28 protein-coding genes and 1 tRNA gene are annotated in these 23,806 nt (G+C 70.2%); 11 read left to right on the forward strand and 18 right to left on the reverse strand.

All coding sequences use genetic code 11. The annotated features are described in order from the left end of the window. Positions 1 to 73 precede the first annotated feature (73 nt). From ACIBBA_RS03360 to ACIBBA_RS03375, 4 genes are read right to left on the reverse strand one after another with little or no spacing between them, the layout of a single operon-like run. A complete protein-coding gene (locus ACIBBA_RS03360) occupies positions 74 to 883 on the reverse strand; it encodes an ABC transporter permease (RefSeq protein WP_396693269.1) in 810 nt (269 codons plus the stop codon). A 16-nt stretch (positions 884 to 899) separates the two neighbouring features. Then, a complete protein-coding gene (locus tag ACIBBA_RS03365) occupies positions 900 to 1,565 on the reverse strand; it encodes an NUDIX domain-containing protein (RefSeq protein WP_396693271.1) in 666 nt (221 codons plus the stop codon). Continuing rightward, positions 1,562 to 1,936: an RRQRL motif-containing zinc-binding protein gene (locus tag ACIBBA_RS03370; protein WP_396693273.1), complete on the reverse strand. Its 375-nt coding sequence runs from the start codon at positions 1,934 to 1,936 to the stop codon at positions 1,562 to 1,564. The genes ACIBBA_RS03365 and ACIBBA_RS03370 overlap by 4 nt, the downstream gene beginning before the upstream one ends. Next, positions 1,936 to 2,172 (reverse strand): DUF6284 family protein, encoded by a 237-nt coding sequence (locus tag ACIBBA_RS03375; RefSeq protein ID WP_396693275.1) that lies wholly within the window; start codon positions 2,170 to 2,172, stop codon positions 1,936 to 1,938. Before ACIBBA_RS03375 ends, ACIBBA_RS03370 begins: the two co-directional genes overlap by 1 nt. A gap of 401 nt (positions 2,173 to 2,573) precedes the next feature. On the opposite strand from ACIBBA_RS03375, the gene ACIBBA_RS03380 reads away from it, so the two are divergent. Next, on the forward strand, positions 2,574 to 3,440 hold the full coding sequence (locus tag ACIBBA_RS03380) for a GntR family transcriptional regulator (RefSeq protein ID WP_396693277.1): 867 nt from the start codon (positions 2,574 to 2,576) through the stop codon (positions 3,438 to 3,440). Continuing rightward, entirely contained in the window at positions 3,437 to 4,132 is a 696-nt protein-coding gene (locus tag ACIBBA_RS03385) for an HAD family hydrolase (protein ID WP_396693279.1), read from the forward strand. Before ACIBBA_RS03380 ends, ACIBBA_RS03385 begins: the two co-directional genes overlap by 4 nt. Before the next feature lie 67 nt (positions 4,133 to 4,199). Here the strand turns inward: ACIBBA_RS03385 and ACIBBA_RS03390 are convergent, their stop codons facing one another. Both ACIBBA_RS03390 and ACIBBA_RS03395 read right to left on the reverse strand, forming a co-directional pair. Continuing rightward, positions 4,200 to 4,685 carry a DUF4411 family protein gene (locus ACIBBA_RS03390; RefSeq protein WP_396693281.1) on the reverse strand — a complete coding sequence of 162 codons (486 nt, stop codon included), beginning with the start codon at positions 4,683 to 4,685 and terminating at the stop codon, positions 4,200 to 4,202. After that, on the reverse strand, positions 4,685 to 5,881 hold the full coding sequence (locus ACIBBA_RS03395) for a helix-turn-helix domain-containing protein (RefSeq protein WP_396693283.1): 1,197 nt from the start codon (positions 5,879 to 5,881) through the stop codon (positions 4,685 to 4,687). The genes ACIBBA_RS03390 and ACIBBA_RS03395 overlap by 1 nt, the downstream gene beginning before the upstream one ends. 287 nt (positions 5,882 to 6,168) lie before the next feature. On the opposite strand from ACIBBA_RS03395, the gene ACIBBA_RS03400 reads away from it, so the two are divergent. Further along, a tRNA-Phe gene (locus ACIBBA_RS03400) sits at positions 6,169 to 6,279 on the forward strand. A gap of 59 nt (positions 6,280 to 6,338) precedes the next feature. Here ACIBBA_RS03400 and ACIBBA_RS03405 read toward each other — a convergent pair. From ACIBBA_RS03405 to ACIBBA_RS03450, 10 genes are all read right to left on the reverse strand, one after another. Continuing rightward, a complete protein-coding gene (locus tag ACIBBA_RS03405; RefSeq protein WP_396693285.1) occupies positions 6,339 to 7,223 on the reverse strand; it encodes a serine hydrolase in 885 nt (294 codons plus the stop codon). Positions 7,224 to 7,448: 225 nt separating this feature from the next. Further along, a complete protein-coding gene (locus ACIBBA_RS03410; protein ID WP_396693287.1) occupies positions 7,449 to 8,105 on the reverse strand; it encodes a hypothetical protein in 657 nt (218 codons plus the stop codon). A 10-nt stretch (positions 8,106 to 8,115) separates the two neighbouring features. Continuing rightward, positions 8,116 to 8,613 carry a sigma-70 family RNA polymerase sigma factor gene (locus ACIBBA_RS03415; protein WP_396693289.1) on the reverse strand — a complete coding sequence of 166 codons (498 nt, stop codon included), beginning with the start codon at positions 8,611 to 8,613 and terminating at the stop codon, positions 8,116 to 8,118. A gap of 243 nt (positions 8,614 to 8,856) precedes the next feature. Then, entirely contained in the window at positions 8,857 to 9,522 is a 666-nt protein-coding gene (locus tag ACIBBA_RS03420) for a pentapeptide repeat-containing protein (protein ID WP_396693291.1), read from the reverse strand. After that, positions 9,519 to 10,229, reverse strand: coding sequence for a hypothetical protein (locus tag ACIBBA_RS03425; protein WP_396693293.1), 711 nt, complete (start codon positions 10,227 to 10,229; stop codon positions 9,519 to 9,521). Before ACIBBA_RS03425 ends, ACIBBA_RS03420 begins: the two co-directional genes overlap by 4 nt. Before the next feature lie 8 nt (positions 10,230 to 10,237). Beyond that, positions 10,238 to 10,939 (reverse strand): WXG100 family type VII secretion target, encoded by a 702-nt coding sequence (locus tag ACIBBA_RS03430; RefSeq protein ID WP_396693295.1) that lies wholly within the window; start codon positions 10,937 to 10,939, stop codon positions 10,238 to 10,240. Further along, entirely contained in the window at positions 10,936 to 11,277 is a 342-nt protein-coding gene (locus ACIBBA_RS03435; protein ID WP_350873620.1) for a hypothetical protein, read from the reverse strand. The genes ACIBBA_RS03430 and ACIBBA_RS03435 overlap by 4 nt, the downstream gene beginning before the upstream one ends. A gap of 4 nt (positions 11,278 to 11,281) precedes the next feature. Beyond that, the gene (locus ACIBBA_RS03440) at positions 11,282 to 11,716 is read right to left on the reverse strand and encodes a YbaB/EbfC family nucleoid-associated protein (RefSeq protein WP_396693297.1); all 435 of its coding nucleotides are present in this window, start codon (positions 11,714 to 11,716) and stop codon (positions 11,282 to 11,284) included. Between the two features lie 138 nt (positions 11,717 to 11,854). Further along, positions 11,855 to 12,103 (reverse strand): flavin reductase, encoded by a 249-nt coding sequence (locus ACIBBA_RS03445; protein ID WP_396693299.1) that lies wholly within the window; start codon positions 12,101 to 12,103, stop codon positions 11,855 to 11,857. Beyond that, positions 12,100 to 12,336 carry a hypothetical protein gene (locus tag ACIBBA_RS03450; RefSeq protein ID WP_396693301.1) on the reverse strand — a complete coding sequence of 79 codons (237 nt, stop codon included), beginning with the start codon at positions 12,334 to 12,336 and terminating at the stop codon, positions 12,100 to 12,102. The genes ACIBBA_RS03445 and ACIBBA_RS03450 overlap by 4 nt, the downstream gene beginning before the upstream one ends. Before the next feature lie 86 nt (positions 12,337 to 12,422). Here ACIBBA_RS03450 and ACIBBA_RS03455 point away from each other — a divergent pair, with 86 nt between their 5' ends. The 5 genes from ACIBBA_RS03455 to ACIBBA_RS03475 all read left to right on the forward strand — a co-directional run bounded on the left by ACIBBA_RS03455 (position 12,423) and on the right by ACIBBA_RS03475 (position 16,872). Then, positions 12,423 to 13,190 (forward strand): Scr1 family TA system antitoxin-like transcriptional regulator, encoded by a 768-nt coding sequence (locus ACIBBA_RS03455; protein WP_396693303.1) that lies wholly within the window; start codon positions 12,423 to 12,425, stop codon positions 13,188 to 13,190. Next, positions 13,181 to 13,372 (forward strand): DUF397 domain-containing protein, encoded by a 192-nt coding sequence (locus tag ACIBBA_RS03460; RefSeq protein WP_396693305.1) that lies wholly within the window; start codon positions 13,181 to 13,183, stop codon positions 13,370 to 13,372. Before ACIBBA_RS03455 ends, ACIBBA_RS03460 begins: the two co-directional genes overlap by 10 nt. Positions 13,373 to 13,496: 124 nt before the next feature. Then, positions 13,497 to 14,063 (forward strand): hypothetical protein, encoded by a 567-nt coding sequence (locus ACIBBA_RS03465; protein WP_396693307.1) that lies wholly within the window; start codon positions 13,497 to 13,499, stop codon positions 14,061 to 14,063. An 83-nt stretch (positions 14,064 to 14,146) separates the two neighbouring features. Further along, the gene (locus ACIBBA_RS03470) at positions 14,147 to 14,644 is read left to right on the forward strand and encodes a hypothetical protein (protein WP_396693438.1); all 498 of its coding nucleotides are present in this window, start codon (positions 14,147 to 14,149) and stop codon (positions 14,642 to 14,644) included. 50 nt (positions 14,645 to 14,694) lie between these two features. Then, complete coding sequence (locus ACIBBA_RS03475; RefSeq protein ID WP_396693309.1) at positions 14,695 to 16,872, forward strand: NACHT domain-containing protein; 2,178 nt, start codon at positions 14,695 to 14,697, stop codon at positions 16,870 to 16,872. Here ACIBBA_RS03475 and ACIBBA_RS03480 read toward each other — a convergent pair. After that, positions 16,869 to 17,753, reverse strand: coding sequence for a hypothetical protein (locus ACIBBA_RS03480; protein ID WP_396693311.1), 885 nt, complete (start codon positions 17,751 to 17,753; stop codon positions 16,869 to 16,871). The genes ACIBBA_RS03475 and ACIBBA_RS03480 overlap by 4 nt on opposite strands. A gap of 99 nt (positions 17,754 to 17,852) precedes the next feature. Between ACIBBA_RS03480 and ACIBBA_RS03485 the strand changes: the two genes are divergently transcribed. Further along, positions 17,853 to 19,148: an MFS transporter gene (locus ACIBBA_RS03485; protein ID WP_396693313.1), complete on the forward strand. Its 1,296-nt coding sequence runs from the start codon at positions 17,853 to 17,855 to the stop codon at positions 19,146 to 19,148. On the opposite strand, the gene ACIBBA_RS03490 is transcribed toward ACIBBA_RS03485, so the two are convergent. Continuing rightward, on the reverse strand, positions 19,123 to 20,028 hold the full coding sequence (locus ACIBBA_RS03490) for an AraC family transcriptional regulator N-terminal domain-containing protein (RefSeq protein WP_396693315.1): 906 nt from the start codon (positions 20,026 to 20,028) through the stop codon (positions 19,123 to 19,125). The genes ACIBBA_RS03485 and ACIBBA_RS03490 overlap by 26 nt on opposite strands. A gap of 160 nt (positions 20,029 to 20,188) precedes the next feature. Between ACIBBA_RS03490 and ACIBBA_RS03495 the strand changes: the two genes are divergently transcribed. Both ACIBBA_RS03495 and ACIBBA_RS03500 read left to right on the forward strand, forming a co-directional pair. Continuing rightward, positions 20,189 to 20,947, forward strand: coding sequence for an SDR family NAD(P)-dependent oxidoreductase (locus ACIBBA_RS03495; protein WP_396693317.1), 759 nt, complete (start codon positions 20,189 to 20,191; stop codon positions 20,945 to 20,947). A gap of 194 nt (positions 20,948 to 21,141) precedes the next feature. Continuing rightward, on the forward strand, positions 21,142 to 23,730 hold the full coding sequence (locus ACIBBA_RS03500; protein WP_396693319.1) for a hypothetical protein: 2,589 nt from the start codon (positions 21,142 to 21,144) through the stop codon (positions 23,728 to 23,730). Positions 23,731 to 23,806: the final 76 nt, after the last annotated feature.

Genomic DNA, 23,806 nt, shown 5'->3' on the forward strand with positions numbered 1-23,806 from the left:
GTGAGGGTCGGGGTTGAGGGCCGGCGGCGCGGCGCGGGTTTCCAGGCCACGAGGGCCGCGCCGCCGGGTGGAACTAGTCGTGCGTGCGAACGAGGTGCGCGAGGGCGGCACCCATGCCGAGCACCGCGACGGGCAGGCAGGCGACGGCGGTGGTGATCCACCACGGCGCCGAGGTGACTCCGGCGGCTTCGAGCAGGTGGTAAGCGACTTGGCCGAGGGCGCCGATGGCGAGGGAGCCGAGGGCGGACCACTTGGCGAACCGGCGTGCCCGCTCGGGCACCCGCCCGGACAGCCACACGTATAAGGCGTACGCGCCGTACGTCTCCACCCCGATCGGCAGCGTGATCGCGCTGTTGATGGAGAAGCTGTCCCAGATGCCCGGCAGCGGGTGCACGATGCCGAACCCGGTGAGTCCGCCGAGGCCAACCCACCCGGACCAGATCGCGACGAACGCCGGCAGCGCCAGCAAGACCACCGGCCACACCACCGCCGATCGGACCGGCGCGGCCGGCGCGGGCGAGGCGGGCGAGGCGGGCGTGTCCGGGCGACTGACCGTGTTGGCCTCGGCCGGCGGCGTGGGCGGCGTGATCTCCGGCGCGGGGGTCGGGTCCGGCTCGGCCGGCGGTGCGGGCTCGGGTGCGGCCGGGGCGGGTGCCGGGTCCGGGGTAGCCGGCTCGGTGGTGTCGGCCGGCGGCGCGGCGGGCTCGGCCTTGAGCAGCGCCAGCAGTTCGCCAGCTTTCGGCGCACCGATGCGGAACTCTCGCATGAGCCGGTTACGCGACGGGAACACGTCCCCATCCGGCAGATCCAGGTCGCGGGCGGCGGGCAACAGGGCCTCGATCGGCTGGGGGTAGCGGGTGCCATTGATAGCGGGGGCAGTCATGGCGGGTGACCTCCGGTCAGTCGTTGAGGGTGTCGGCGAGTAGGTCGCGGTGTGCGGCGAACACCTGGCCGCCGTAGACGCGGTTGAGGTGGCGGGCCAATTCGGGATAGTCGGTGGCTGGTGCCCAGATGGCGCGGCCGGCGTCGTCGCGACCGGTGACCTCGGGGAACATGTAGAAGCCGCCGCCGAGGTCGAAGCGGGTCGGGACGGTGACCATCCACGCCTCATCGCTCGCTCGGGGGTCGGGCACGTAGCGGGCCGGCATCGTCAGGTAGTGCTCCTCGGCACGGTCGAAGATCAGGCCGGTTTCCTCGGCCAGCTCTCGCACGGCGGCGTCGGTGGAGTCTTCGCCCTCATCGATATGGCCGCCGGGCAGTGCCCAACCGTGGCCGTCGGCCCGCTCGACCAGCAGCAGCCAGCGGAAGCCGTGCGCGTCTCCGGCGGTGACGATGGCGTCGGCGCAGAGCTGCTCGCCCCAGTGGCCGAGCTGGTTGCGGCCGTAGCGGATGCCGGTCGGCGCGCACGGGTTGACCGGTCGGCCGTCGATCACCGCGAACGGGATCACGGCGCGGCGTTTGCGTTCGGTCCAGTCGATGCGGGTCGGGTCCATCTGCGGATCGGCCCAGCTCGCTCCGGCGGCGATGCCGGCCAGGACGCTGGGATCGGTGTAGGTGCGGATCACGCGGCGGCCTCCTGGGGGTACGCGCAGTCGATGCACTCGCCGAGCGAGCGCGGGATGAAGTAGGGCCGGACAGTGCCGCAGGTCGGGCAGGTCCGGCGAGCCGTGAGTGCCTTGCCGATCGCGGCGCGCTGCGCTGGGGTGGCGGTGCGCTTCGGCGCGGCGAGGTCGAGGCGGTAGAGGTAGGCCGTGCGGGTGCCGCCGATGCCGCGCCAGAGCACCTGAGCAGCGATCGGTTGGCCACCGGGGCGTAGGCCGGCCGCGGTGAGTTGCCGGCGGGTGGCGTAGCCGGGCGGGGCACCCTTCCACCAGTAGGTGGGGATGCCGTACCGCGCCCCGTCCGGATCGAAGTAGGCGGCGCGGATACGCGACATCAGGCCGCGCGGCGCGGGTCGGTACGGGTGGCGGCGGCGCGGGTGACGCGGGCCTCGGCCCGGCGCAGCCGCCGCCAGTCCAGCGGCGAGGGGCCGCCGCGGTCCTCGGCGCAGATCAGCGTGATCTCAGCGTCCAACACGTCCAGCTCGGCCGCGATCAGCGGCCACTCCGACTCGATCCCTGCCAGGGCGGCGGCGGTCGGTTCGGCGGTGACGGGGGCAAGGTGCGTTCGCACGGGGGAACCTCCGGTGAGTCGATGAGGTCGGGGAAAGCCCGGGGTGCGACCAGACCGGCCGCACCCCGGGGGAACAGGAACAAGGGCAGAAGCAACCGCGCGCCAGACCCGGCCCGCTCGCCCCGCTCGCCCGGGATCTACCGGGGTCGGCCACCGTGTGACTCAAGGCGGGGTTGCCGCAGACGGATCCACGCGGCGCTTCTGCTGTGAAGTTCTGAATGAACGACCACACGACCGGCCCGTGGGCGTGTAGCGCATGCGCCACCTTCCCCGGCTTCCGCCCGGCTTGTCGGTCCTGGCTAGCCAGGTCCGACGCCATGAACGTAGGACGGCTTGGCTAGTCAGGTCAAGAGGACGCGGCGAACTTTCCTGACTTGGCTAGTCAGCGCTACCGTGGGCGAGTGAGCGAGAACCTTGACTTCCTCGGTCAGCTAGACCCTGACGACCCCAAACAGGCTTCGCAGCAGATCGCGAACAAGCTGCGGGCGGCCATCCTCACGCGCCGACTCGCCCCGGGCGACAAGCTGCCATCACAGCCCGAGCTAGCCGCCCGCTACGGCGTAGCGCGGGAAACAGTCAAGCGAGCGTTGGAGCTGCTTCGGGCAGAGCGGCTGATCGTGTCCCGGCAGGGCAGCGGCGCGTTCGTCCGAGCACAGACGCAGCGACCCGTTGAGCTACGTCCGCACATCGAAGCGGCATTCGAGCGGCCTCACGTCACGATCGACTTCGCAGGGTTCTCCGGCGAGACGCTGCGCGATGCGCTCGCCGAAGCGCTCGACAAGGTGCGGGTCGGCCGGCTCGCACCGGAGACGATCGCCGTGCGGGTCCTGATCTCCGACATGACGGTCCCGATGGCGCTGCCGTCGCGGGCCGAGACGCAGGCCGATGACCCGGCGGTGCGCGAGCGTGCGGAACGCATCACCCGGCGGGCGGCGGACGGCATCATCGACCAGGTCGCCGAGCTGGGCGACCTCGGCCTCATTCGGTCAGCCGCAGTCGAGGTGCGGATGCACAGAGCGTCCCCGCTGTTCAAGCTCTACATCCTCAACGGCGAAGAAGTCTTCTACGGCTTTTACCCGGTCGTTGAGCGCACCGTCTCGATCAAGGGCGAGCCGATGGCGATCTACGACCTCATGGGCAAGGACGTGCCGCTGTTCCACTACGCGGTGACCGACGACCACACCTCCCACGGCACCCAGTTCGTGGAGGCGTCCCGCCAGTGGTTCGACTCGGTGTGGTCGACCATCGCTTACCGGTACGACGGATGACCGCCGACCTGGGCCAGCTGCTTGGCGAGGTCAGCGCGGTGCTGCTCGACTTCGACGGCCCCGTGTGCAGCATCTTTGCCGGATATCCGGCGCCGCAGGTTGCTGCCGAGCTGGTCGACGTGCTGCGGCGGCACGGTATCGACGTGCCGCCGGATCTCGCGAGCGAGCCCGACCCGCTCGAAGTGCTACGGCTCGCCGCTGCGCTTGGCGACCACGGCATCACCCGGGCAATAGAAGACGCGCTCTGCGCGGCCGAACGCCGAGCCGTCAAAACTGCCGAGCCAACGCCGTATGGCCGGGAACTCATCGTGGCTGCCCGGCAAGCAGGGATGTCAGTGGCCGCGGTCAGCAACAACTCGGCTGGCGCGGTGACCGCCTACCTCGCGGCGCATAGGCTCGCCAGGTACGTCTCTCCCGTAATCGGCCGAGCATACGCTGAGCCGGGCCGCATGAAGCCGAACCCTGAACCGATCCTGAAGGCTGTCGACGCACTCGCCGAGCCTCCAAGCCGATGCCTCTTGATTGGGGACTCGCTGTCCGACATTAATGGCGCACGAGCCGCTGGAGTCCGCGTGATTGGCTTCGCGAACCGGCCAGGGAAGGTCGAGGCGTTTCGTATTGCCGGTGCAGATGCAGTAATCACAAGCATGGGCGAGATCACTCGCGCAATGATTGACTTATTCGAGGAGTGAACGGCATCGAGCTAAGGGCAACGAGAACCTCGGTCCATCCGCCTCCTGGCACCGGGCCGGAGCCTAGCTAGAGCCTGAATGACGCCTGTTCTGTCCGCAGCATATCGAACGGGTTCATCCAGCTCACGCCTACCGCGTCACATGCATCCGGGATCTTAATGCGGTTACGCGAGCCCGTACCCGCCCTCTCATGCGTTACCACTGTCGCACTTATCGTGTGTGCGTGTGCCACCAGAAAATAATCAGCCGCCCCCAAGAATTCGAAAACTGCAGCCCTGGTGTACTGAGGACAACTGTTTGCCCATCCGCTCAGGCTAGTAAGCGATGACTCACCGATCTCACTTGCCGGTAAAGTAAATGACCTCGGCATTTTCTTGATCCACTCGCATAGCTCGTCTGCGGTGCACACCAATTCATCATAGACGGCTTCCACCGTGTAGATTTTGGCGCCCAAATGGGCAGACTTGAGCCAGTCCCAGAATCCCGGAACAACATCGAAAGGGTAGTAACGATTCTTGGCGTCTATGAATACATTTGTATCGATCAGATACATTAGGCAACCCCGAGGCTCTCGCTGAGCTGCTCGAAGGTTGATGTCTTCTTGAACCCGAGAAGGCGAAATGCGTCCCGATAAAGAGTGCCACCTTCAAGGGTGTCGGCAACAACTGATCGGGCGAAGCGCCTGCCTACTCGCACAGGAAGGGTTGTGTAGAAGTTTCCGCCAGAGGACTGCCTATTCATCAGGGCAAGCACTCGCTCCAGCTCATCTTCGAAGGCGCGGCTGAATTGGCGTTCTTGCAGATAGCCTGCATCAAAGATGCGCCGAAGCACGACCAGTGTGCTCACCTTGTATTGTCGTGCTAGTCGTTGCAACTCCGCAGTCAGATCGCGGCTTCTGACGAATTCTTCCCGCAGAGACGCCAAAGGCAGCAGGAGCTCGGCGGCAACTTCGTTGCACCAACGCTCCGTCTGGTCGCCGTTAGCGATATGCGCTAGATCTTGATTAGAGATCGCAGATCCGCCGAGGCTAATATGCGCCAGCTCGTGAGCTAGTGTAAAGATCTGGGCAGCCTTAGTGTCTGCTCCGTTGATGAAGATCAGCGGCGCGATAGGGTCCACAAGGGAAAAACCGCGGAATTCTTTTGGGTCCAGCTTGCGGTGGGTATTGGAGCCCACGATGCCGCTGGTCATCACTAATATCCCTTGGCGTTCGGCGTGATCCGACAGCCCACGGAGCGCGTCTGTCCATGTAGGGAACTCAGAGCGAATCCTAAGACTAAAGCCTAAAGAGTCACGCAGGTGGTTCGCTGCTGCCTCCGGACTGACCGTGAGACTCATGCTTCCGACTACCGGAACGGATGGGTAGCCGTGGGACTCGGCAAATTCCCGATACCACTCCTGCCTCTGTTCACATGCGTAGATCGTGTCCAAAAGATTGGGAGTTGGGTTCCGGTTCTGCTCGTCGCGGAAGGTTCGAAAATCTGGTACCGGTAGCGTCTCTTCCGGGGGACTTGGCAAAAAGAAGAATCCGATGGGGGTGTAGGTCGCTTGCGCGTATTTCTCTAGCTGCCCCATTGTCGGTTTTACAGAACCCGCCTCCCATTGCGAAAGCATTGGAAACCGGTTTGCCAAGTCCGCGACGGAATATCTTGCCCTCTGACGCGCCCAGCGGAGCATCTCAGGCGCGACATTGACCCGCGTAGGCATGCCTGATTCCTCTCCTGAACCGCATTCGGAACGAGCCGACACCTTCCTACCCTAGCCGATCGAGGCTTCTACGTTAAGTACCCAAATGGTCACGTTGTGGAACCGAGAACACCTAGAAGCCTGGCGTCTTCGCTCTCAACGCCTCTGCTTTGCCAGTCCGCGCGGCACTACAGGTTCCCCTGATGGGGCCGAGCTGCGGTAGACAACCATCGACCGGCAGCTTGCGCCCGAGGCAGTCTCTCTCTCCGCGCCCTTACCAGGAGGCGGCAGTGGTCTCAGTTGTGGTCTCGTTCAGGGCTGTACACCGCCGTTCCTAGCAGTACGACGCGGGAAGGTTGGCGCAGCTCACGTACTGTGCCGGCCGACGCCGTACTGGTGGTCGCAGACTTGGAAAGCGTGTTGGGTTTACACCCTCACGAGTTCGAATCTCGTATCCTCCGCTCGCTCGAGCAGGCACACGACAGGGCCGGCCCCATCGGGGACCGGCCCTGAGTCGTCTCTAGGCCGCCGGCGCCGTGGGGATCTTGCGCAGCTCGCCGAGGGTGTACCTGGCCACGGCCTCGATCATCCGGATGCCGGCCGCCTGCGTCCGGTGGTGGTTGGAGAGCACGGCCACGAGCCAGTCGTGTCCGGGCTCGACGAGCCGCCCGACCGTGTTGACCTGCCAGAGGCCACCGTCGGCGGTCACCGTGTCCCACCCGTTCTTGACGTAGGCCTCCGTGGTCCCCGTGCCGGCGGCGGCGGGAACTCCCCAGTCCTGGTCCTCCTCGACGTGGCTCATCAGGTCGAAGAGGTAGCTCCGGTTGTCCTCGTCCAGTGGACCGTCCTCGTCCGTGAGCGAGGTGAGCAGACGGATCTGGTCCGCCGCGGTGGTCGTGGTCATCCCCCACGACGCGGCGGGAGTGGTCTCCTTCAAGCCGAAGGTCCTGTTCGCCGAGGTCAGTCCCGACTTCCGGCCGATCCGGCGGTACAACGAGGTCGTGGCGACGTTGTCGCTCGCGGTGATCATTCTCTTGGCGTTACGCCGATCGGTGTCGGTGATCTCCTGGTTCCGCTGCTGCGCTCGCAGCAGCAGGGCAGCCAGGATGTCGACCTTGACGATGCTGGCCGTCTGGAAGCGGGTGGCACCGACGGTGAGCGCCACGTCGGATCTCCGGTCCTTCACCGCCATCGTGACCTGACCGTGCCCGACCTTCTCCAGGTACGCCGTGACCCTCTGCCGGGCGGCGGCAAGGTAATCCGGCGTCGGACTGGGGGTGGGCGGGCCGGGAGTTCCCCGGCCCCCCGCCGCGGGCGTCGACTCGCGGCCACCGGACAGGCGCCAGACGGCGCTCGCCTCGGCCACACCGCCGCCGGTGAGGGCCAGCACCGCAACCGCCAGCAATCCGCGACGCGACGGCCCGCGCCCGCTCACCCGGCCCGCCGCGTCGACACGTCGCCGACGAGTGTTCATCAGGGTCCCCAATCGCAGAACGCCAGAGACGGCGCACCCCTGAAACGGAGATGCCGTGGCGAGGGGTTGCACGACGCGAACCAGGACACGCCGGCGGTCGATGAGCGGGCCCACTCACCGACCGTCAGCTCACCCCACCAGGGAGTACGGCAGGGGTCAGGAGCCCGCCGGGGCGAATTCCTTGTCGGACCGGCAGCTCATCGGGGCACCGTCCGACACGAGGAAGTGGGCGGCCTTGTCGAACTCTTCGGCCCCCCGCACCGAGAAGACGCTGAAGTAGATGCGGCTGTTCTTCGGCATCTTCGCCGGCGCGACGACGAGGTCGTACTGCTTCGGCGACCCGTCGGGCCAGTTGACCTTCTCGGTCCGGTAGACCTGGTCGGCCCGCGGCAGTTCCTTGCCCTTCGGCACGCAGAGGGCGTGGGCCTTGACCTCGGCGGGGACACCCGCGTCGGTCAGCGCGCTCTGCAGGGCGGCGGGATCCAGGACCTGCTTGTAGTTCAAGGTCAGCTTCACCGTGCTGTCCGCCTGCTTGGTCAGCGTGAACGCCACCGGCGCCATCGCCGTCGTAGCGTCGGTCGTGGTGCCACCAGCGGCCGGGCCGTCGCCGGTCGGGGCCGCGTCGAGCTGCTGGGTGGCCATCGGCACGGCCAGCGCGAGCGCCGCCACGGCCGCGAGGCCACCGCCGGCCAGGCCGAGGCTGCGGTTGCGCCGCCGCGCCCGGCCGCGCCGCTCGATCGCCCCGACCGGACGATCCATCTGTACGTCGGAAAGGGTCTGCTTCACCGCGTCCAGCACCTCATCGTCTCTCATGTCCAATCTCCTAACTGGCTACGGGCACGAGCTGCGCCCGCAGGGTTGCGGTGGCACGGGACAGGTGGACGGCTACGGTTCGGGCGGAGATGCCCAGCACATCGGCCACGGCCTTGGTGTCCAGGTCGAGCCAGATGCGTAACACGATCACCTCGCGCTGCCGCTTCGGCAGCCGGCGGATGGCGGTCAGCAGGACGTCGTCCATGCCGAGTCCGTCCTCGGCGAGCTGCGCCCGGTCGTGGCCGTCGAGAGCCACCTCGCGTCGGCGGCGCCGCCACCAGGACACGCGGACGTTGAGGGCGGTACGCACCACCCACGCCGCCGGTGCCGGATGCCGGCTCACCTTCCGCCAGGAGGCCCAGGCTCGCGCGAACGCCTCAGCGACCAGGTCCTCGCCCAGCGCGCGATCGCCGGTACCGGCCAGTACGGCGCGCAGGCAGTCGTCCCGAGAGCGCTGATAGAACTCCGCGAAGTCCGTCCCGTCTCGTTCCACACCTGCTTTACGCACCAGCGCCCCGATCCATTTACCGCAGCCCGGAGAAAAAACGATGGGCCCGGTCCGGACGGTAGCTCGGCGGCTCAGGGCGCGGACCCGCTCCTACCTGGGCGGATCAGCCCGTACGACCACGGTCGGGGACCCCGGGGTGTGGTGGCAGTGCCGCACGGACGACAGGGCCGGCCCCAAAACGGGGCCAGCCCTGAGTCGTCTCCACACTCATGCGCGCCTCGCCCGCCGTTCGGCGGGATGGCGTCAGCTCGCGACCTGGACCTGCTCCGCGCCGTGCTCGGCGAACCAGGCCTGAAGGTCGGCGCCACCGAGCGACCGGGTGGCCTCCTCGTCCACGAAGACCGGGCCGACGACGGAACCCGTCGCGCCCTCGAGCTGGCAGCCGAACAGGCGCGCGCCGGTCAGCACGGCGGGCATGTTCGTGCCGCCCAGCGTGCACCACCGCAGGCTGGCGAATTCGAGGTTGGCGTCGCGCAGATCGGTCCGGTAGAGCTTGGCCGAGTTGAGGATCGCGTGGCTCAGATCGGCGCCGGTCAGCACGGCATCGTCGAGTTGCACCGAAAACAGTCGCGCCGCGCGGAACCGCGCGTTTCCGGCCAGGCAGCCGACCATTTCCGCCTTGGCCAGATCGGCGAAGGAGAAATCGGCGCGCCCGAGCTCGCAGTTGTTGAGATTGGCGTCGCCGAGGTTGGCGTCCTCGAAACGCACCCCGGTCAGGTTGGAATTGGCCAGGTAGGCACCGGTCAGGTCGAGGTTGCTGAGATCGGCGCCGCGAAAGTCGAGAAAGTCGCCGGACAGGTAGGACGTGCCCGGAGCAGCGGCGGCGAACCACTCCTCAAGCGCCTCCCTGGCGTCGGGGCTCTCCGGCCAGCGGATCACGTCCGCGCTGCTGCGCTTGTATCTGCTCATTTGTCAAACACCACCTTGCCGTCCCAGTCCGTGCGACCGGCGACCCGACTCTTCAGATCAGCCACGGCGCTCGGGGACAGATTCTTGGTGTCGATGACCACATTCTGTCCGCCGGCTACCTCGTCGGCGAGTTTCTGCTCGAACTCGTCGCCATCGTAGCGCCCCCTCATTCCCTCGGGCATCGGCTGGCCGGCGTGCCGCCCAGCAGGGAATACGTCGGCCGGCGCTTTCACGTCCCAGTTGTGGCCGTTCGAGTCGATGAATTCGCCCTGGTCCTTCTGGAACGCGGGATCAGAGTTGTCGAGCTCGGCACGGCGAATCGGACCGGGAATCTTGCCCTCCGCCTCCGCCGCGAGCCCGACCTCGGCCTCACGGCGGGACTTGGCGCTGATGTTGCCGTTGTGGGCCGGGTCCGCGGCCAGTTCCTCCACCCGGCGGTCGTACTCGGGGGTGCCGGGTTTGGGGGTCTGGTAGTCGTCGTTGCCGCCGGAGGGCCGGCCCGTTGATTCGCCGGAGTCGCCGCCGGGCGGGCGACCTAGCTTCGCCTCCTCGCCGGCGACCTCCTGGGCCCGGGAGACGTTGTCGGGCACCTCGGTGGAACTGCGCCGCCGCTGCCCGGGGATGCCGCTCTCGCCGTCACCGTCACCCGGGCGCGGAGTCGTCCCGCCGTCACCGTGCCCACCCGGGGGCGTCTTGGGCTTCGCCATCGCCGGCCCTAGCCGTTCAGCAGCTTGGAGAGGTTGGTCAGGCTGCTGATCAGTGCGGCGACGTAGGTCAGGATGCGTCCGCCCCACTTGACCACGGCCGCCACGATCTGCGTGGCGATCACCGGGATGGTGACCACGAAGATCGCCTCGACCGCCCAGATGACCACGCGCGCCACCAGGTCGGCGATGAGGTCGCGTACGACGTCACGGGTGAACGCGACCAGGTTGCCGGCTGCCTGCGTCGCCGCGGCCATCGCGGCGGAGATGCCGCTCATCCCGTCGATCGCCGCCACGTTGTGCGCCATCAGGCCCTGGTAGGCGGTGGCCGCCTGCCCCTGCCACAGCGGCGTGTCCGCGCCGAGGTGCGACTTCAGGTCGATGGCGATGCTCTCCAGCTCGGCGGCCATGTTGTCCCAGGTGGCGGCGTGCGAGGCGACGACGTCGGGCATGCCGGTGAGTTCGTCGAGGATCTGCCGCAGCGGCTCGAAGTACTCCATCGCCCAGCCCAGCCCGTTGGCGAGCAGCGCGCTGAACGGGTCCAGCACGGTCGCGACGGCCTCCACCCCGAACGCCGCACCGGCGATGAGGTCGTCGACCCAACCCTCGCTGCGGATGGCGTCGACCAGCCCTTGGAAGCTGTCGGCGGCGGCCGCCCCGGTCCACGGCTTGCGGGTCGACTGGACGCCGGCGATCAGCGACCCGTCGCTCAATGCGCCGCCCCCGCCCGACTTCCGTCCAACCCGCTCCCCGCCTTGCGGATCGTGTTGCTGGAGTCGGCGTCGGCGTTGTCGTAGTTGTCGGCGGTCGTGCCCAGCCCCTTGACGACGAGAGCCAGGTTCTCCTCGACGTAGGCGATCAGCTCGTCCTGTCGGGTGTGCCGGCTCTCCAGGACGCCGGAGATCCACCCGCACAGCACCCCGTACGCCGCGTCGTCCCCGGTGATGTGCGCGCTGGCGCCTTTGATCGCGCCGAAGCGGCCGCGCAGCGCGTCTATGTTGCGCGCGTGCTGGCGGATCTGCTCCGCGTCGACCTCGAAACCGTCGCCCACGTGGTCACCACCTGCGTTGCTGGTCGTCGGGACCGTCCGCGGCGGGATCGGCGTCGCGCAGCTGCTGCCCGACCCGCTCGGCGATGGCCCGCGCCGCCGGCGACTCGGTGCCCATGGTGTCGGCGATGATCGCCTGCGAGCGGTCGGCCAGCTGCTGCCGGGCGGCGCGGATCGTGTTCATGACCGTCCTGGCGACCACGTCGGGCGCGACCCGGTGGATCCGCTGGCCGAGCCAGAGGTCGACCAGCTGCCCGGAGGAGTCGACGGTGACCTCCACCAGCCCGTTGTCGTCGGCTGCCGTCACCCGCAGCTCCTGGAGCTGGTCGCTCATCGCCTTGGTGTCGGCCGCGAGCTGGTTGATCCGGCCCTTCCACTCGGCCAGGCGCTCCATGGCGCCGTCCGGGTCCAGCAAGCCGCCCGTGCCTGGAACGCCGGCCACCATGTGTCCCCTCGGTCGCTCAAGGTGATCATGCCTAGTGACAGAGATTAACACGTTGCGTCGCTGCTCACGGTCCACATCAGACTCACCTGCGCCTTCCGCCGCGCCGGACCGGGCGCCCGCGGCAGCCCGCCCGGCTCAGCTGGGCGGGCGGGTCCAGGTGAGGAAGCGGTTGGTCAGGTCGGTCGGTGCCGGGGCCTGGTCGAGGGCGGCCAGTTCCTCGGCGGCCTCGGCCTGAAGGGTCGCCAGGTAGACGGTCAGCGCCGCCCGGTCGTGCCGGTACTCGCCGAGCAGTCGCAGTTTCGCCGGCGAGCAGGGCCAGGCGATGCCGCAGGCGGCGCAGCGCCAGGTGGGCCGGGTCGGCAGGTGTTCGCAGCGGCGGGTCACAGGGCTCGCACCTCGACCTGCCGGGCCCGGTCGACACGTACGAACGCGTAGCTCTGCCGGGCCCGCAGGGTGCCGTCCGGGTGCACCTCGTGGCCGCGCACCTCGGCCCACTCGGCGCCCTGGAACGGCCCGACGCTCAGCACCTCGGTGATCAGCAGGGTCAGCGGCCCCTCGCCGAACCGGTACGCCTCCTCGGGCACCCGGATCGTCGTGCCGACGGTCAGGCGGTTCATCAGCCCACCCTCCCCTTAGTGGTCAGACAAACACAGGGCGTAGCGATATGGTGGCGAGATATTTGGGACATCCGATGGAGGGGCCCGTGAACGACGCGCTCCGGGTGGCGCTCAGCGACACCGGGCACACGATCGAATCGCTCGCCGAACGAGTCGGCGTCGACCCGAAGACGGTCGGCCGGTGGATGACCGAGGGCCGCATCCCGCACTCCCGGCACCGGCTGTCGGCCGCGGAGGAGCTTCGCCGGGACGTCGCGGACATCTGGCCGGACACTTCGAGACGTCGTGACCCCATCTGGTTCCGGCCGTGGCAGGAGATCGAGCGCGAGGCGGTGTCGCTGCGCTGGTTCGAGTCGACCGTCCTTCCCGGCTTGTTGCAGACCGAGGCGTACGCCCGCGCCGTGCTCGGCGAAGCCGGGCTGATCCCGCGCGGCGACGTCGAGCGGCACCTGTTCCAGCGACTCAACAGGCAGGGCATCCTCAAGCAGGACGACCCGCCGCAGTTCACCGCCGTGGTCGACGAGGCGGTGCTGCGCCGGCCGGTCGGCGGCCCGGCCACCATGCGCGAGCAACTGCGCGCCCTGGTGGCGGCCTGCGCCGAGCCGCACGTCCGGGTGCACGTGGTGCCGGCCACGGTCGGCGCCTACGCCGGGCTGAACGGACCGTTCGTGATCGCCACCGCGCGGGACCACCGGATCGCCGGCTACCTGGACAACCAGCTCCAGGGACATTTGGTTAGCGACCCGACCGACATCGCGGCCATGATGGCAGCGTGGGAGAACGTGCGCGGCGAGGCGCTCTCCCACCGGCAGTCCCTCGACCTCATCACGGAAGTGGCGAAGACATGGAACTGAACGGCGCGCGGTGGCACAAGAGCAGCCGCAGCAGCGGCAACGGCGGAGCCTGCGTCGAGGTCGCCGACAATCTGCCCGGCGTGATCGGCGTACGCGACTCGAAGGACCCGACCGGGCCGGCGCTGATCTTCGCGCCGGCGGCCTGGCAGGCGTTCGTCGCGAAGCTGCCCGAGCACCGCTGACCGAGACCGTCCGAGCACGACCCGGCCGCCCCAGGCTGAGCGCGAACCAGGGCGACCCCGGCCGGGTGCCCGACCCGTCGTACACATGTTCCATCCACAGGCTGTGGATGCCGGAGGTTGCCGAATGAGTTACCAGCTCAGCGCGGTGGTCGCGGATGCCGAACTGCTCCGCGAACAGACCGCGGAGCTGGATCACGCGGTCCTCGGCGAGCTGCGGCAGGATTTCGCGCTGCTGCCGGTCACCCCACAACTGATCGAGGAGCTGACCGGCGAGCTGCCGGACTTCCGCGTCGACCCGCCGGACGCCGGAGATCCGTTCCACCTGGTGCTCGCGCCGGCCCTGACCGACGTGCTGGCCGGCTGGTCGCAGCGGGGCCCGCTCGGCTACCTGGAGGCGGAGTTCTCCGGCGGCCTCGGATACCAGTCGGCGGTGCTCTGGTTGGGCGGCACGGTTTCCTGGGGCCCGCGATTCGACGGCACGCTGGAGACGCCCCGGGCCCAGTGGCCGATCAACGCGGCGCTGGTCGAGCTGGGCGTCGAACCCGGGACGTGGATCGACCCGTTCGCCGAGCTGGGGCTGCACCTGGAGCGGAACACCGACGGCTGGCTGGCGCACGGGCGGCGGCGGCTCAGCGCCGACTATTGGGACGATCTTGCCGATCAGTGGGAAAGTCAGGAATCCGGCAAATAGCAGCAACCTGGACGCCCCCGTCCCGTTAGGACCCCCGGGGGAAGCCGATGAAATTGCGCCAATTTGCCCTTATTGCAGGGCTGCTGACAGCTGCCGTCATCTCCGGCAGCGCACCGAACGGACCAACATTCGCTCCACAGGGGCCGGTACGCGCCAGCAGCGTGGAGGTGCTCGACCTGAACGGCCTGCGCAACGTCGCATTCGGCGACACCGAGGCCGAGCTGACCCGACGTGGCGTGCTGCGCCCGGACGTCGACGCCTGCGGCCCGCTGCTCACCGGGCACGAGACGGTCAGCCCGGTCTTCGTCAACGACCGGCTGGTGCTGCTCTGGGCCGGCGACCCGATGCAGACCCCGGAGGGGGTGACCGTCGGTACCCCGGTCACCGAGGTCTGGTCCCGATATCCGTCCGTCACCACGCTGCACGCGCCACGCGGGACGTACCGCTTCGACGGCCTGCTGGCCCGGCGCGGCGACCGCGGCTACCTCTTCCTCCATGATGGACACCGGGTGCGCAACGTCATCGCGGGCTACGCGGACTGGGCCCGGCAACTCTTCGTCGAAGGCGCCGGCCCCTGTTGAACCGGCGCACCGGGCTTGTGCGCCCCACGCGCGGACGGTAGAGACGACGCATGCATCGGGTCACCACCGTCGTCCTGTCGGTGATCTGCGTGGCGCTGCTCGGCGTCGCCACCAACGTCGCCACCGGCGCGCTGCCCGACGGCTGGTCGCCGTACCTCTGGCTGGCCTGGCCGCTGCTCGGCGCCCTGGTGGTCGCGCTGGTCGCGGTCGAGGTGAGCAGGGCCCGCGAGCCGCGGCCGGCGAGCCCGACCGTGGCGGCCCGCGCCCGCCGGGTGCTGCTCGACCGGGTACGTCGCTACTGGGTGACCAACGTGCTCGACCGCTCGCTGCACGAGGAGGCGCGGATCGAGCTGGGCATCGCCGCCACCGCCGACGACCGGCGACACCCGTGGAGCCTGCACGCTCGCGGCCGGGACGGCTTCACCGGCACCCTCGACGCCCAGACCTCGGTCGCCGCGCTCTTCGACCGGCTGGATCGCGCGGTCGTGGTCCTCGGCGCGCCGGGCGCCGGCAAGACGACGACCCTGCTGGAACTCGCCCGGGACCTGCTGGCCCGGGCCGAGGCCGACCCCGAGGCGCCGGTCCCGGTGGTGGTCAACCTCAGCTCCTGGGCCACCGACCGCCGCCCGCTGGACCGCTGGCTGGTCGATCAGCTCGTCGAGCGGTACGGCATCCCCGCCCCACAGGCGGCGGAATGGGTGGACGCCGGGGAGATCCTGCCGCTGCTCGACGGCCTGGACGAGGTCGCCGAGGAGCACCGGGACGCCTGCGCGGCGGCGATCGCCACCTTCCACGCCCGGCAGCCGCTCACCCCGATCGCGGTCTGCTGCCGGCTCGCCGAATATGACCGGCTCCACCGGGCGCTGCCGCTCTACGGCACGATCACCATCCAGCCGTTGAACCGCGCGCAGATCGAGCGTTACCTCGACCGGCCCGGGCTGGCCGGGCTGCGCGCCGCGCTCACCGCCGACCCGGAGTTGTGGCAGTTCGCCGACTCGCCGCTGCTGCTCAGCATCATGGCCCTGGCGTACGCCGACGGCCCCGACCCGGTGGGCGCCGGCGCCGGCAACCGGCGGGGTCGGCTGTTCTCCCGGTACGTCGACACGATGCTCCGCCACCGCCCGCACCAGCGCTACCGCCCGGACCGGGCCGTCCGCTACCTGTCGGTGCTGGCCGGGCAGCTCCGGGAACGACGGCAGACGATCTTCCTGCTGGACTCGGTCTCCGAGGCGTCGGTCCCGCCGGAGTTCGATCGGCGGGAGGACGGACGGCCCCGCTTCCGGTTCAGCAGCGATCACCTCGCCCGGCTGGTTACCTGCGCCGGCCTGACCGTCGCCCTGGCCGCCGCCGGCTACGCCCTGCTGGGCCCGCGCGGCGCGCTGGTCGGCGCGCTCGGCGGGCTGCTCACCGCCGCCGCGTCCACCACCTACCGGTACGACGACCTGTTCACCATCGCCTACACCGTGCGCAGTGAAGACCAGCCGGAGTACCGCACCCGCTGGCTGCGGAGGTCACTGGAGGGCCTACGGGAGCTGACCGATCCGGACACCGGCGTCGACTGGGTGGCGCTGGTGAGCCTCGCGGTCTCCGGCCTGACCGTCGGCCTCGCCTTCGGCTTGCCGGGCGGCGCGCTCTCCGGCCTGCTGCACGGCCTGAGCTATCTGGTGGCGGCGCTGGCCGCGGTGGGCGTCAGCGCCGCGCTGATGTTCCACCTGCTCGGCGGCCGACCGCCCGGTACCCGGCAGGAGCTGCCCACCGGCCTGCTGCTGCACCGGCTCGCCCTCGCCGGTCGGGCCGCGCTCGTCGTCGGCCCGCTCACCGGCTGCGCCGCCGCGCTCGCCGTCGCCACCCGGGCCACCCCCGCCGACGCCACCCGGTACGGGCTGCTGGTCGGGCTGACCTGCGCGGCGATGCCGCTGCTCCTGGTCGCCGCCGCGCCGATCACCGAGCAGTGGCTGGTCCGACGCCGGCTCGCCCGACTCGACCTGCTGCCCCGCCCGCTGATGCCGTTCCTCGATTACGCGGTGCAGTGCCTGTTCCTGCGCGACGTCGGCGGCGGCTTCATCTTCGTACACCGCGAGCTGCTGGAATACTTCGCCGACCAGCTCCCCGAGCGGGCCGAGTGGGGGCACCTCGGCGAGCCGGAGTCGCTCACGGAGCCGGAGTCGCTCGCGGAGCCGGAGTTGCTCGCCACCTCCCGCACCCCACCCGAACCGGCCGACGCCTAAGCCGGATCGTCGCCTCGGCAGGCGCGTAGGGCGCCGATCGCCAGCAGCGCCGGCCCGGCGAGCGCCACCGCCGCGCCCACCACCGCGGACCGGTCCGCCCAGCGGCCCGACGGGACGGCGACACCGACGGAGAGGAAGGCGTCGCGGCTGTCGTCGGCGAACCGTTGCCAGGCCGCCCAGGTATCGGCGAGGTCGGTGAAGGCAGTGCCCGCCGACACCGCTAGCAGCAGCGCTCCGAGCGACACGAGCGCGAACCGGTCGGCGCGCAAGCCCGACAGGACCACCACCCCGGCCGCGATCAGGGTGGCCAGCAGCGCGGGCCACACGACGCCGAGCAGGCCGGGCAGCGGGGCGCCGTCAACCCGGTCCCAAGCGTCCGCACCGACCACCGCGAGCAGCAGCAGCGCGACGGCGACCCTGGCCAGCAGGGCACGCCCCGGCCGGCGCCGGGCGGGCAGCGCGAACACCGCGTACGCGAGGCAAAGCACGCCGAGCAGCAGCCCCACCGCGGCGATCCGCTCCCGGTCGATCCCCCGCCGCCACTGATCCATCAACACGGGCCCCAGCTCCCCCGACCTCACCCCCGGCCCGCTGCCGTCGAGCGGCGCGTAGAACGGCTCCAGCCAGCCGTTCCCCGCTGCCTGCTCGGGGAGCCACCACAGCTGGATGGCCATGACCAGGGCGAGGATCCCGATGCCGGCGGCCAGCGCGGTACGCACCCGAGGCGCCACCCGGCCGGCCAGGAGCACGTACCCGAGGAAGGCGACCGCTGCGACGAGGCTGGACTGAAGGGCGGCCCGCGACGCGGAGAAGAGCGTGGCCAGGACCGAGAACGCGCCCGCCACGGCGGACACCAGCAGGAGGACACGCGGAGGGCGCACGGCCGGTAATCGTGCCACAACCGGGGCCGGCACGGGTGCCCGACAGAGCGCCCCGTCGATGCCCCGAGCCGGTCCGGCGGCGGTACTACGCTCGGCTGCGTGAGCTTCCCCGTCGACCCGGTCGATCGTCCGCTGTGGCGGGACCGCAACTTCGGCACCTACTGGCTCGCGCAGTCGCTCTCCGCCGTCGGCGACTCGTTCGCCTACATCGCGATGCCGCTGCTCGTGCTCCACGCGACCGGGTCGGTCGCGCAGATGGGTCTGCTCACCGCCGTGGCCGGCGTCGCGTCCGTCGGCGCGGGGGTCTTCGGCGGCGTCCTGGTCGACCGGTACGACCGGCGCACGCTGATGATCGCCGCGGACCTGGCCCGGCTGGTGCTCTACGGCCTGGTGCCGCTGGCCTGGCTCGCCGGCCCACAGGTCTGGCTGATCTTCGTGGTCCTGCCGATCTGCGAAGCGGCCGGGATGCTGTTCCAGGTCGCCGCGGTGACCGCCGTCCGCAACCTGGTCGACCGGGACCGGATCACCGAGGCCAACGGTCGGTTGCAGGCGACGTACGCGGCGGCAGCCGTGGGCGGTCCGCTGCTCGCCGGCGTGGTCTCCGCGCGGTTCGGCCCCACCGCGGCCATCGCCATCAACGCGGCCAGCTTCGCCCTGTCGGCGGCCGGTCTCTGGCTGGTCCGGCTCCGGCAGCCGGCCCGGGACGGCACGGCGCTCGGCGAGGGCGTGTCGCGGCGGGAGCGCCCGCTGGCCGAGTTCCTGGCCGGGGCGCGGTTCCTCTGGCGTCAGCCGGTGCTGCGCTCGTTGACCGTCCTGCTCTCGGTCTTCATCTTCCTGACGTTCGGCTTCACCGACGTACTCATCTACCACGTGAAGCACGACCTCGGCGGCTCCGACGGCACCGTCGGCACCGTGCTCGGGCTGGCAGCGCTCGGCACCATCGCCGGTGCCCTGCTGGCCGCGCCGCTGCGGCGTCGACGCGGATTCGGCGTCACCTGGGTCGGCGCGATCTCGCTCTGCGGCCTCGCCCTCGTGGGCATCGGGGTCGCGGGGACGGTTCCCGCCGTCACGGTGCTGACCGCGGTCTACCTCTGTGGCGTCAGCGTCGGCGGGATCTGCTCGATGTCGCTGCGCCAGGAGATCACCCCGGATCACCTGCTGGGGCGGGTGACGTCCGCCTTCTGGAGCACGCACTACTCGCTCGGCCCGGCCGGTGCGGCCGCGCTGACCTGGGCCACCAGCCGCTTCGGCGTCACCCCCGTCGCCCTCGTCGCCGGTGGCGGATGCCTGCTGATCGCGATCGCCGGGCTGTTCACCCCGATCCGCGGCGCCGGATCGGAGGGGGCCGTGCAACAGGCTCGGGTGGCGGTTACGGCAGGGGCGAGGCGGCGGTGAGCGTCGAGCCGCGAAGTCGGACGGCGTCCTGGCTCGGTGGTGTGCCGAACTGGCGGCGATACTCGCGGCTGAACTGTGACGCGCTGTCGTAGCCGACGCGGTGCCCGACGCCGGTGACGTCGTTGGGGTGGGTGGCGAGCAGGAGCCGGGCCTCCTGGAGCCGGATCTGCTTCTGGAACTGGATCGGGCTCATCGCGGTGACCGCCTGGAAGTTGCGGTAGAAGGCGGAGACGCTCATGCCGGAGAGCTGGGCCACCTCCTCCACCCGGAACGACTGCCGGTAGTGGTCGCGGATCCACCGGACCGCCCGGGCGACGTGCGCGAGGCTGCTGTCGGCGAGGCCGAGCTGGCGGACGACGGCGCCCTGCTCGCCGGTGATGAGCCGCCAGAGGATCTCCCGCTTGACCAGCGGCGCCAGCACGGCGATGTCGCGGGGCCGGTCGAGCAGGCGCAGCAGCCGGATCACCGCGTCGAGCAGGTCGTCCGAGGCGTCGCTGACGGTGATGCCCGAGGGCACGCCGCCGGTGGCGGGTGGCAGGTCTCCCGGGGCCGCCTGTAGCAGCAGCTCCGCGACGGCGGCCGGTTGCAGCGTGAGCCCGAACCCGAGCGCCGGCCGGTCGGGGCTGGCCTCGGTGAAGTGGCCGGTGACCGGGAGGTCGACCGACGCGACGAGGTACTGCCCGGCGCGGTACTCGTAGACCCGGTCGCCCAGCGCGAGCCGTTTCGCGCCCTGCGCGATGAGCGCCAGCACCGTGCCGGACATCGAGGCCGACGGCGGGTCGGACTGCTCGACCTTGGCGATCAGGACGTCGTCGATGGCGGTGGTCCCGTCGGGGCGGACGTGGCGGGCGAGCAGGGCGCGCAGCTCGTCGAGGGGCATGAGGCCATTGAAGCACTCGGCCTGAATTCCCACCAGGGAGAGGATCAGGCAAGAGGTGGAGAGCATCGTTCTACCGATTCAGCAGCTCGCCTGGGTTTGATTGGTAAGTCAGATCCCAAGGAGCAAACAGCAGCTCCAGAAATGGACAGGTGGTCACATCATGCGGGTCGCAGTCGTCACCGGGGCCAGCTCCGGCATCGGGCAGAGCGCAGCCATCCAGCTCGCCAAGCGCGGCACCGGGGTGATCCTGACCTACGGCGCCAACCAGTCAGGCGCGCTGGACACGGTGGCGAGCATCGAGAAGGAGGGCGGCACGGCCGTGGCGCTGCCGCTGGACGTCGGCCGGAGCGAGACCTTCCCCGCCTTCCGCGAGTCGGTCGTCGCGGCGCTGCGCGACACCTGGCAGCGCGATACCTTCGACTTCCTGGTCAACAACGCCGGCTTCGCCCAGATGTCGATGTTCGAGGACACCACCGAGGAGCTGTTCGACAGGTTCTTCCGGGTCCTGCTCAAGGGGCCGTACTTCCTCACCCAGACCCTGCTGCCGCTGCTGGCCGACGGCGGCGCCATCGTCAACGTCGCCAGCAACTCCGCGATGGATTCCGGCCTGGAGCCGGGCTACTCCGGGTACGCCACCATGAAGGGCGGCCTGATGGTGCTGACCCGGTACATGGCCAAGGAGTTCAGCCCGCGCGGCATCCGGGTCAACTCCGTCGCCCCCGGCTCCACCCGAACCCGGCTCGCCGACAACGCCTTCGAGCGGTTCCCCGAGGTGATCCCGGTGCTGGCCGCGAAGACCGCCCTCGGCCGGGTGGGCGAGCCCGACGACATCGGCATGGTGATCGCAACCCTGCTCGGCGAGGAGGGCCGCTGGATCACCGCCCAGAACATCGAGGTCGCCGGCGGCTACAACCTCTAGCGGGTACGCGGGTACGCCGGGTCGATCCGTGCGGAGCGACCCGGCGTACCCGGACCGCCCTGTCGACAAGGGCTTCCAGACGGCGCTGACCAGCGGCTTTCCCAGACGGAAAGCGGGATTGTCAGTGATCGTCCTGCATGGAATCATCTCCTCGCCCGCGCAGTCGCCGCGCGGCATCTCATGGGGGAGTCGATGTGAGAACAACCCTGCCCGCCTGCCCGAAAAACCGGACCAGCAGGGGGCTGCTGCGGCTCGCCATGGCCGCCGTCGCCGTGTTGACCGTCCCGGCGTTCCTGGTCGGACCGTCCGCCGCCGGCGCCAGCGGGACCGCACCGGCCGCGACCACCACCCGGTCGGCCACGACGACCGTGACCGCCGGAGCTGCCGCCAAGACGGCACCCCCGGCCGCCACGACGACCGCGCCCACCACCGCACCGACCCCGATCGCGGCAATCGCGCCCACCGCGCCGGCGAAGCGGACCGCCGCCGAACCGGCCGCCGAGCCGACCCGGCACCAGACGGCCAAGGCCACCCGGGACCCGCTGACCCGATACCGCCCCACCTGCGGCGGCAAGCTGGCCTTCGGCAAGGTCGAGACCTGCCGGTCGATCGTCGACCGGCAGGAACACAAGTGGACCGTCACCACCACCGTCGACGAGGACGTCCTGGTCACCCAGCTCGGTCGGGGCAGCGGCGAGTTCTCCGTCGGCGCCTCCGTCACCGACGCCGCCGGCCAGCGCGCCTGCTTCCTCTCCGTCGACTCGGGCAGCTGCCAGCTCGGCGCCGCCGGCACCTACACGATCACCGTGACGCTCCCGTACGCCACCGGCCGCGGCGACTACACCATCGCGGTCGAGTCGACGCGTACCCCGTCGGCGTGCGAGACGCTTCCGGAGAGCTACTTCTCCTTCGGCTCCCCCGGGGTCACGAAGTCGCTGCCGGCCGGTGCCGCCGCGCAGTGCTACACGTTCGACCAACCGGTGAACTCCGTGCTGCAGGTGGCCGAGCCGTTCGGCAGCGGTGACTTCCAGGGGCAGATCCTCGACGCGTCGTACGAGTCGCTCTGCGAGATCCGCTACGGCGGCATGTGCACGCTCAGCACGCCCGGGCCGTACCGGCTGCTGGTGCGCGAGTACTACGGCACGGCGGGCAGCTACACGCTGAAGATGCCGCGGCTGTCGAACCCGGTGGGCTGCCAGGCCGTGACGCTGGCCTCGTTCGGCGACCCGGGCACCGCCGCCGGTGGTGGAACGGTGCGGAAGGCCGACGTGGCCTGTCACACCTTCACCGCGGCGGCCGCGATCCCGGTCCTGGTGCGCTTCCAGCGTCTCGACGACCAGTGGATCTGGTGGGACGTCTACGACACGACGGGCCGCGCGGTCTGCAACGAGTTCGAGAACCAGCGCTTCTGCCCGCTCCCGGCCGCCGGCACGTACACGCTGATGGTGCGCCACCAGGACGGCACCGACAACGACGTGGACTACCAGGTCGCGGTGGCCCGGCTCGACGGCAATGACGGGTGCGCCGCGACCGCCGGCACCTCTTGGGACCAGCCGTCCGTGCGCCTGCACCAGACCTCGCCGGTGCAGACCAACTGCCAACCGTTCGACGGTGAGGCCGGTGACCGGGTGGTCACGTACGACTCGCCGGACGAGTACGGCGAGGCCTTCATGTGGCTGGTCGACGAGAGTGGTGCGTGGATCTGCACCGAGGCAGGAAACGACGGGTGCGTGCTCCCGGCCACGGGCAGCTACCGGGCGATCTCGTACCTCTGGGAGTGGAACGACGACTACACCGACCTGACGTACCGGATTCAGGTCCGGCGGCTCTCCAACGCCGTGGGCTGCCCCACCGTCGCGGTCGGCAGCTACGGCATCGCACCGGCGACCGGCGGCATCCGCTGTCGCACCCTGGAGGTTCCGGAGGCCGGCGACTACAGGCTCAGCACGCCCAGCGCGGACGGCTACGACACCTTCGGCCGGGTGTACGACCAGGAAGGCTCGATCGTCTGCGGCACCGGTCGTTGCACGTTCCCCGCCGCCGGCCGGTACACGATGGTGCTCGACGGCAGCAGCCCGTACGCGGTGCTCGAGAACGACGTCGAACACGCCGTCTCGCTCCTGCGGTGGGCCCCGTCGGGCTGCGTCGCGGTCTCCGACGCCGGCTGGCGGGAGGCGCCGCACCGAGGCGCGTTCCAGGGCGCCGGGCAGGTCAACTGCCTCCAGCTCGCCAGCCCGGCCGGCGCGCGCATCGTCCAGTCGCAGCCGGGTGAGGTGACCGGCGACACCAGCCCGGAGATCACCGTCGTCGACGCCACCGGCGACTACCAGTGCGACTACTCCGAGCTGCGCCAGTACAGCTGCAAGCTGACCGGGGAGGCCCCGTTCTACGCGGTGCTCAACGCCGCGGTCGGCAACCCGACCGGCGCGTACGCCATGGCCTTCAGCCGGGTCGACGGCCCGCCGGCCTGCCCGGTGCTGCCCCGGGACGCGGCCGGCGCCACGGCGACCACCGGCGCGGACCGGTTCGTGGTCTGCTTCTCGATCCCGGCCGATCAGCACGGCGCGCGGGAGAGCTTCACCTGGGCGCGCACCTCCGGCGCCGGTGACGCCCGCCTGTCGGTCCTCGACGGCCAGGGCATCCGGTACTGCGGCCCGGGCCCCTACGCCGTCGAGCGGACGACCACCTGCACCCTGCCGGCCGGCCCGGTCACGGTGCTCCTGGAGAGCGACGCCGTCGCCGCCACGTACCGGCTGACCCACCGGGACGCCACGACCTCGTGACGTGAGAGGTGGCGGGCCGGGCCTCGTGCCCGGGTCGGCCCGCCCGACATGTGGAAACGCCCGGTCGATCCTCGCG

It is taken from the genome of Micromonospora sp. NPDC051006, assembly GCF_044456245.1.
Lineage (GTDB): Bacteria > Actinomycetota > Actinomycetes > Mycobacteriales > Micromonosporaceae > Micromonospora.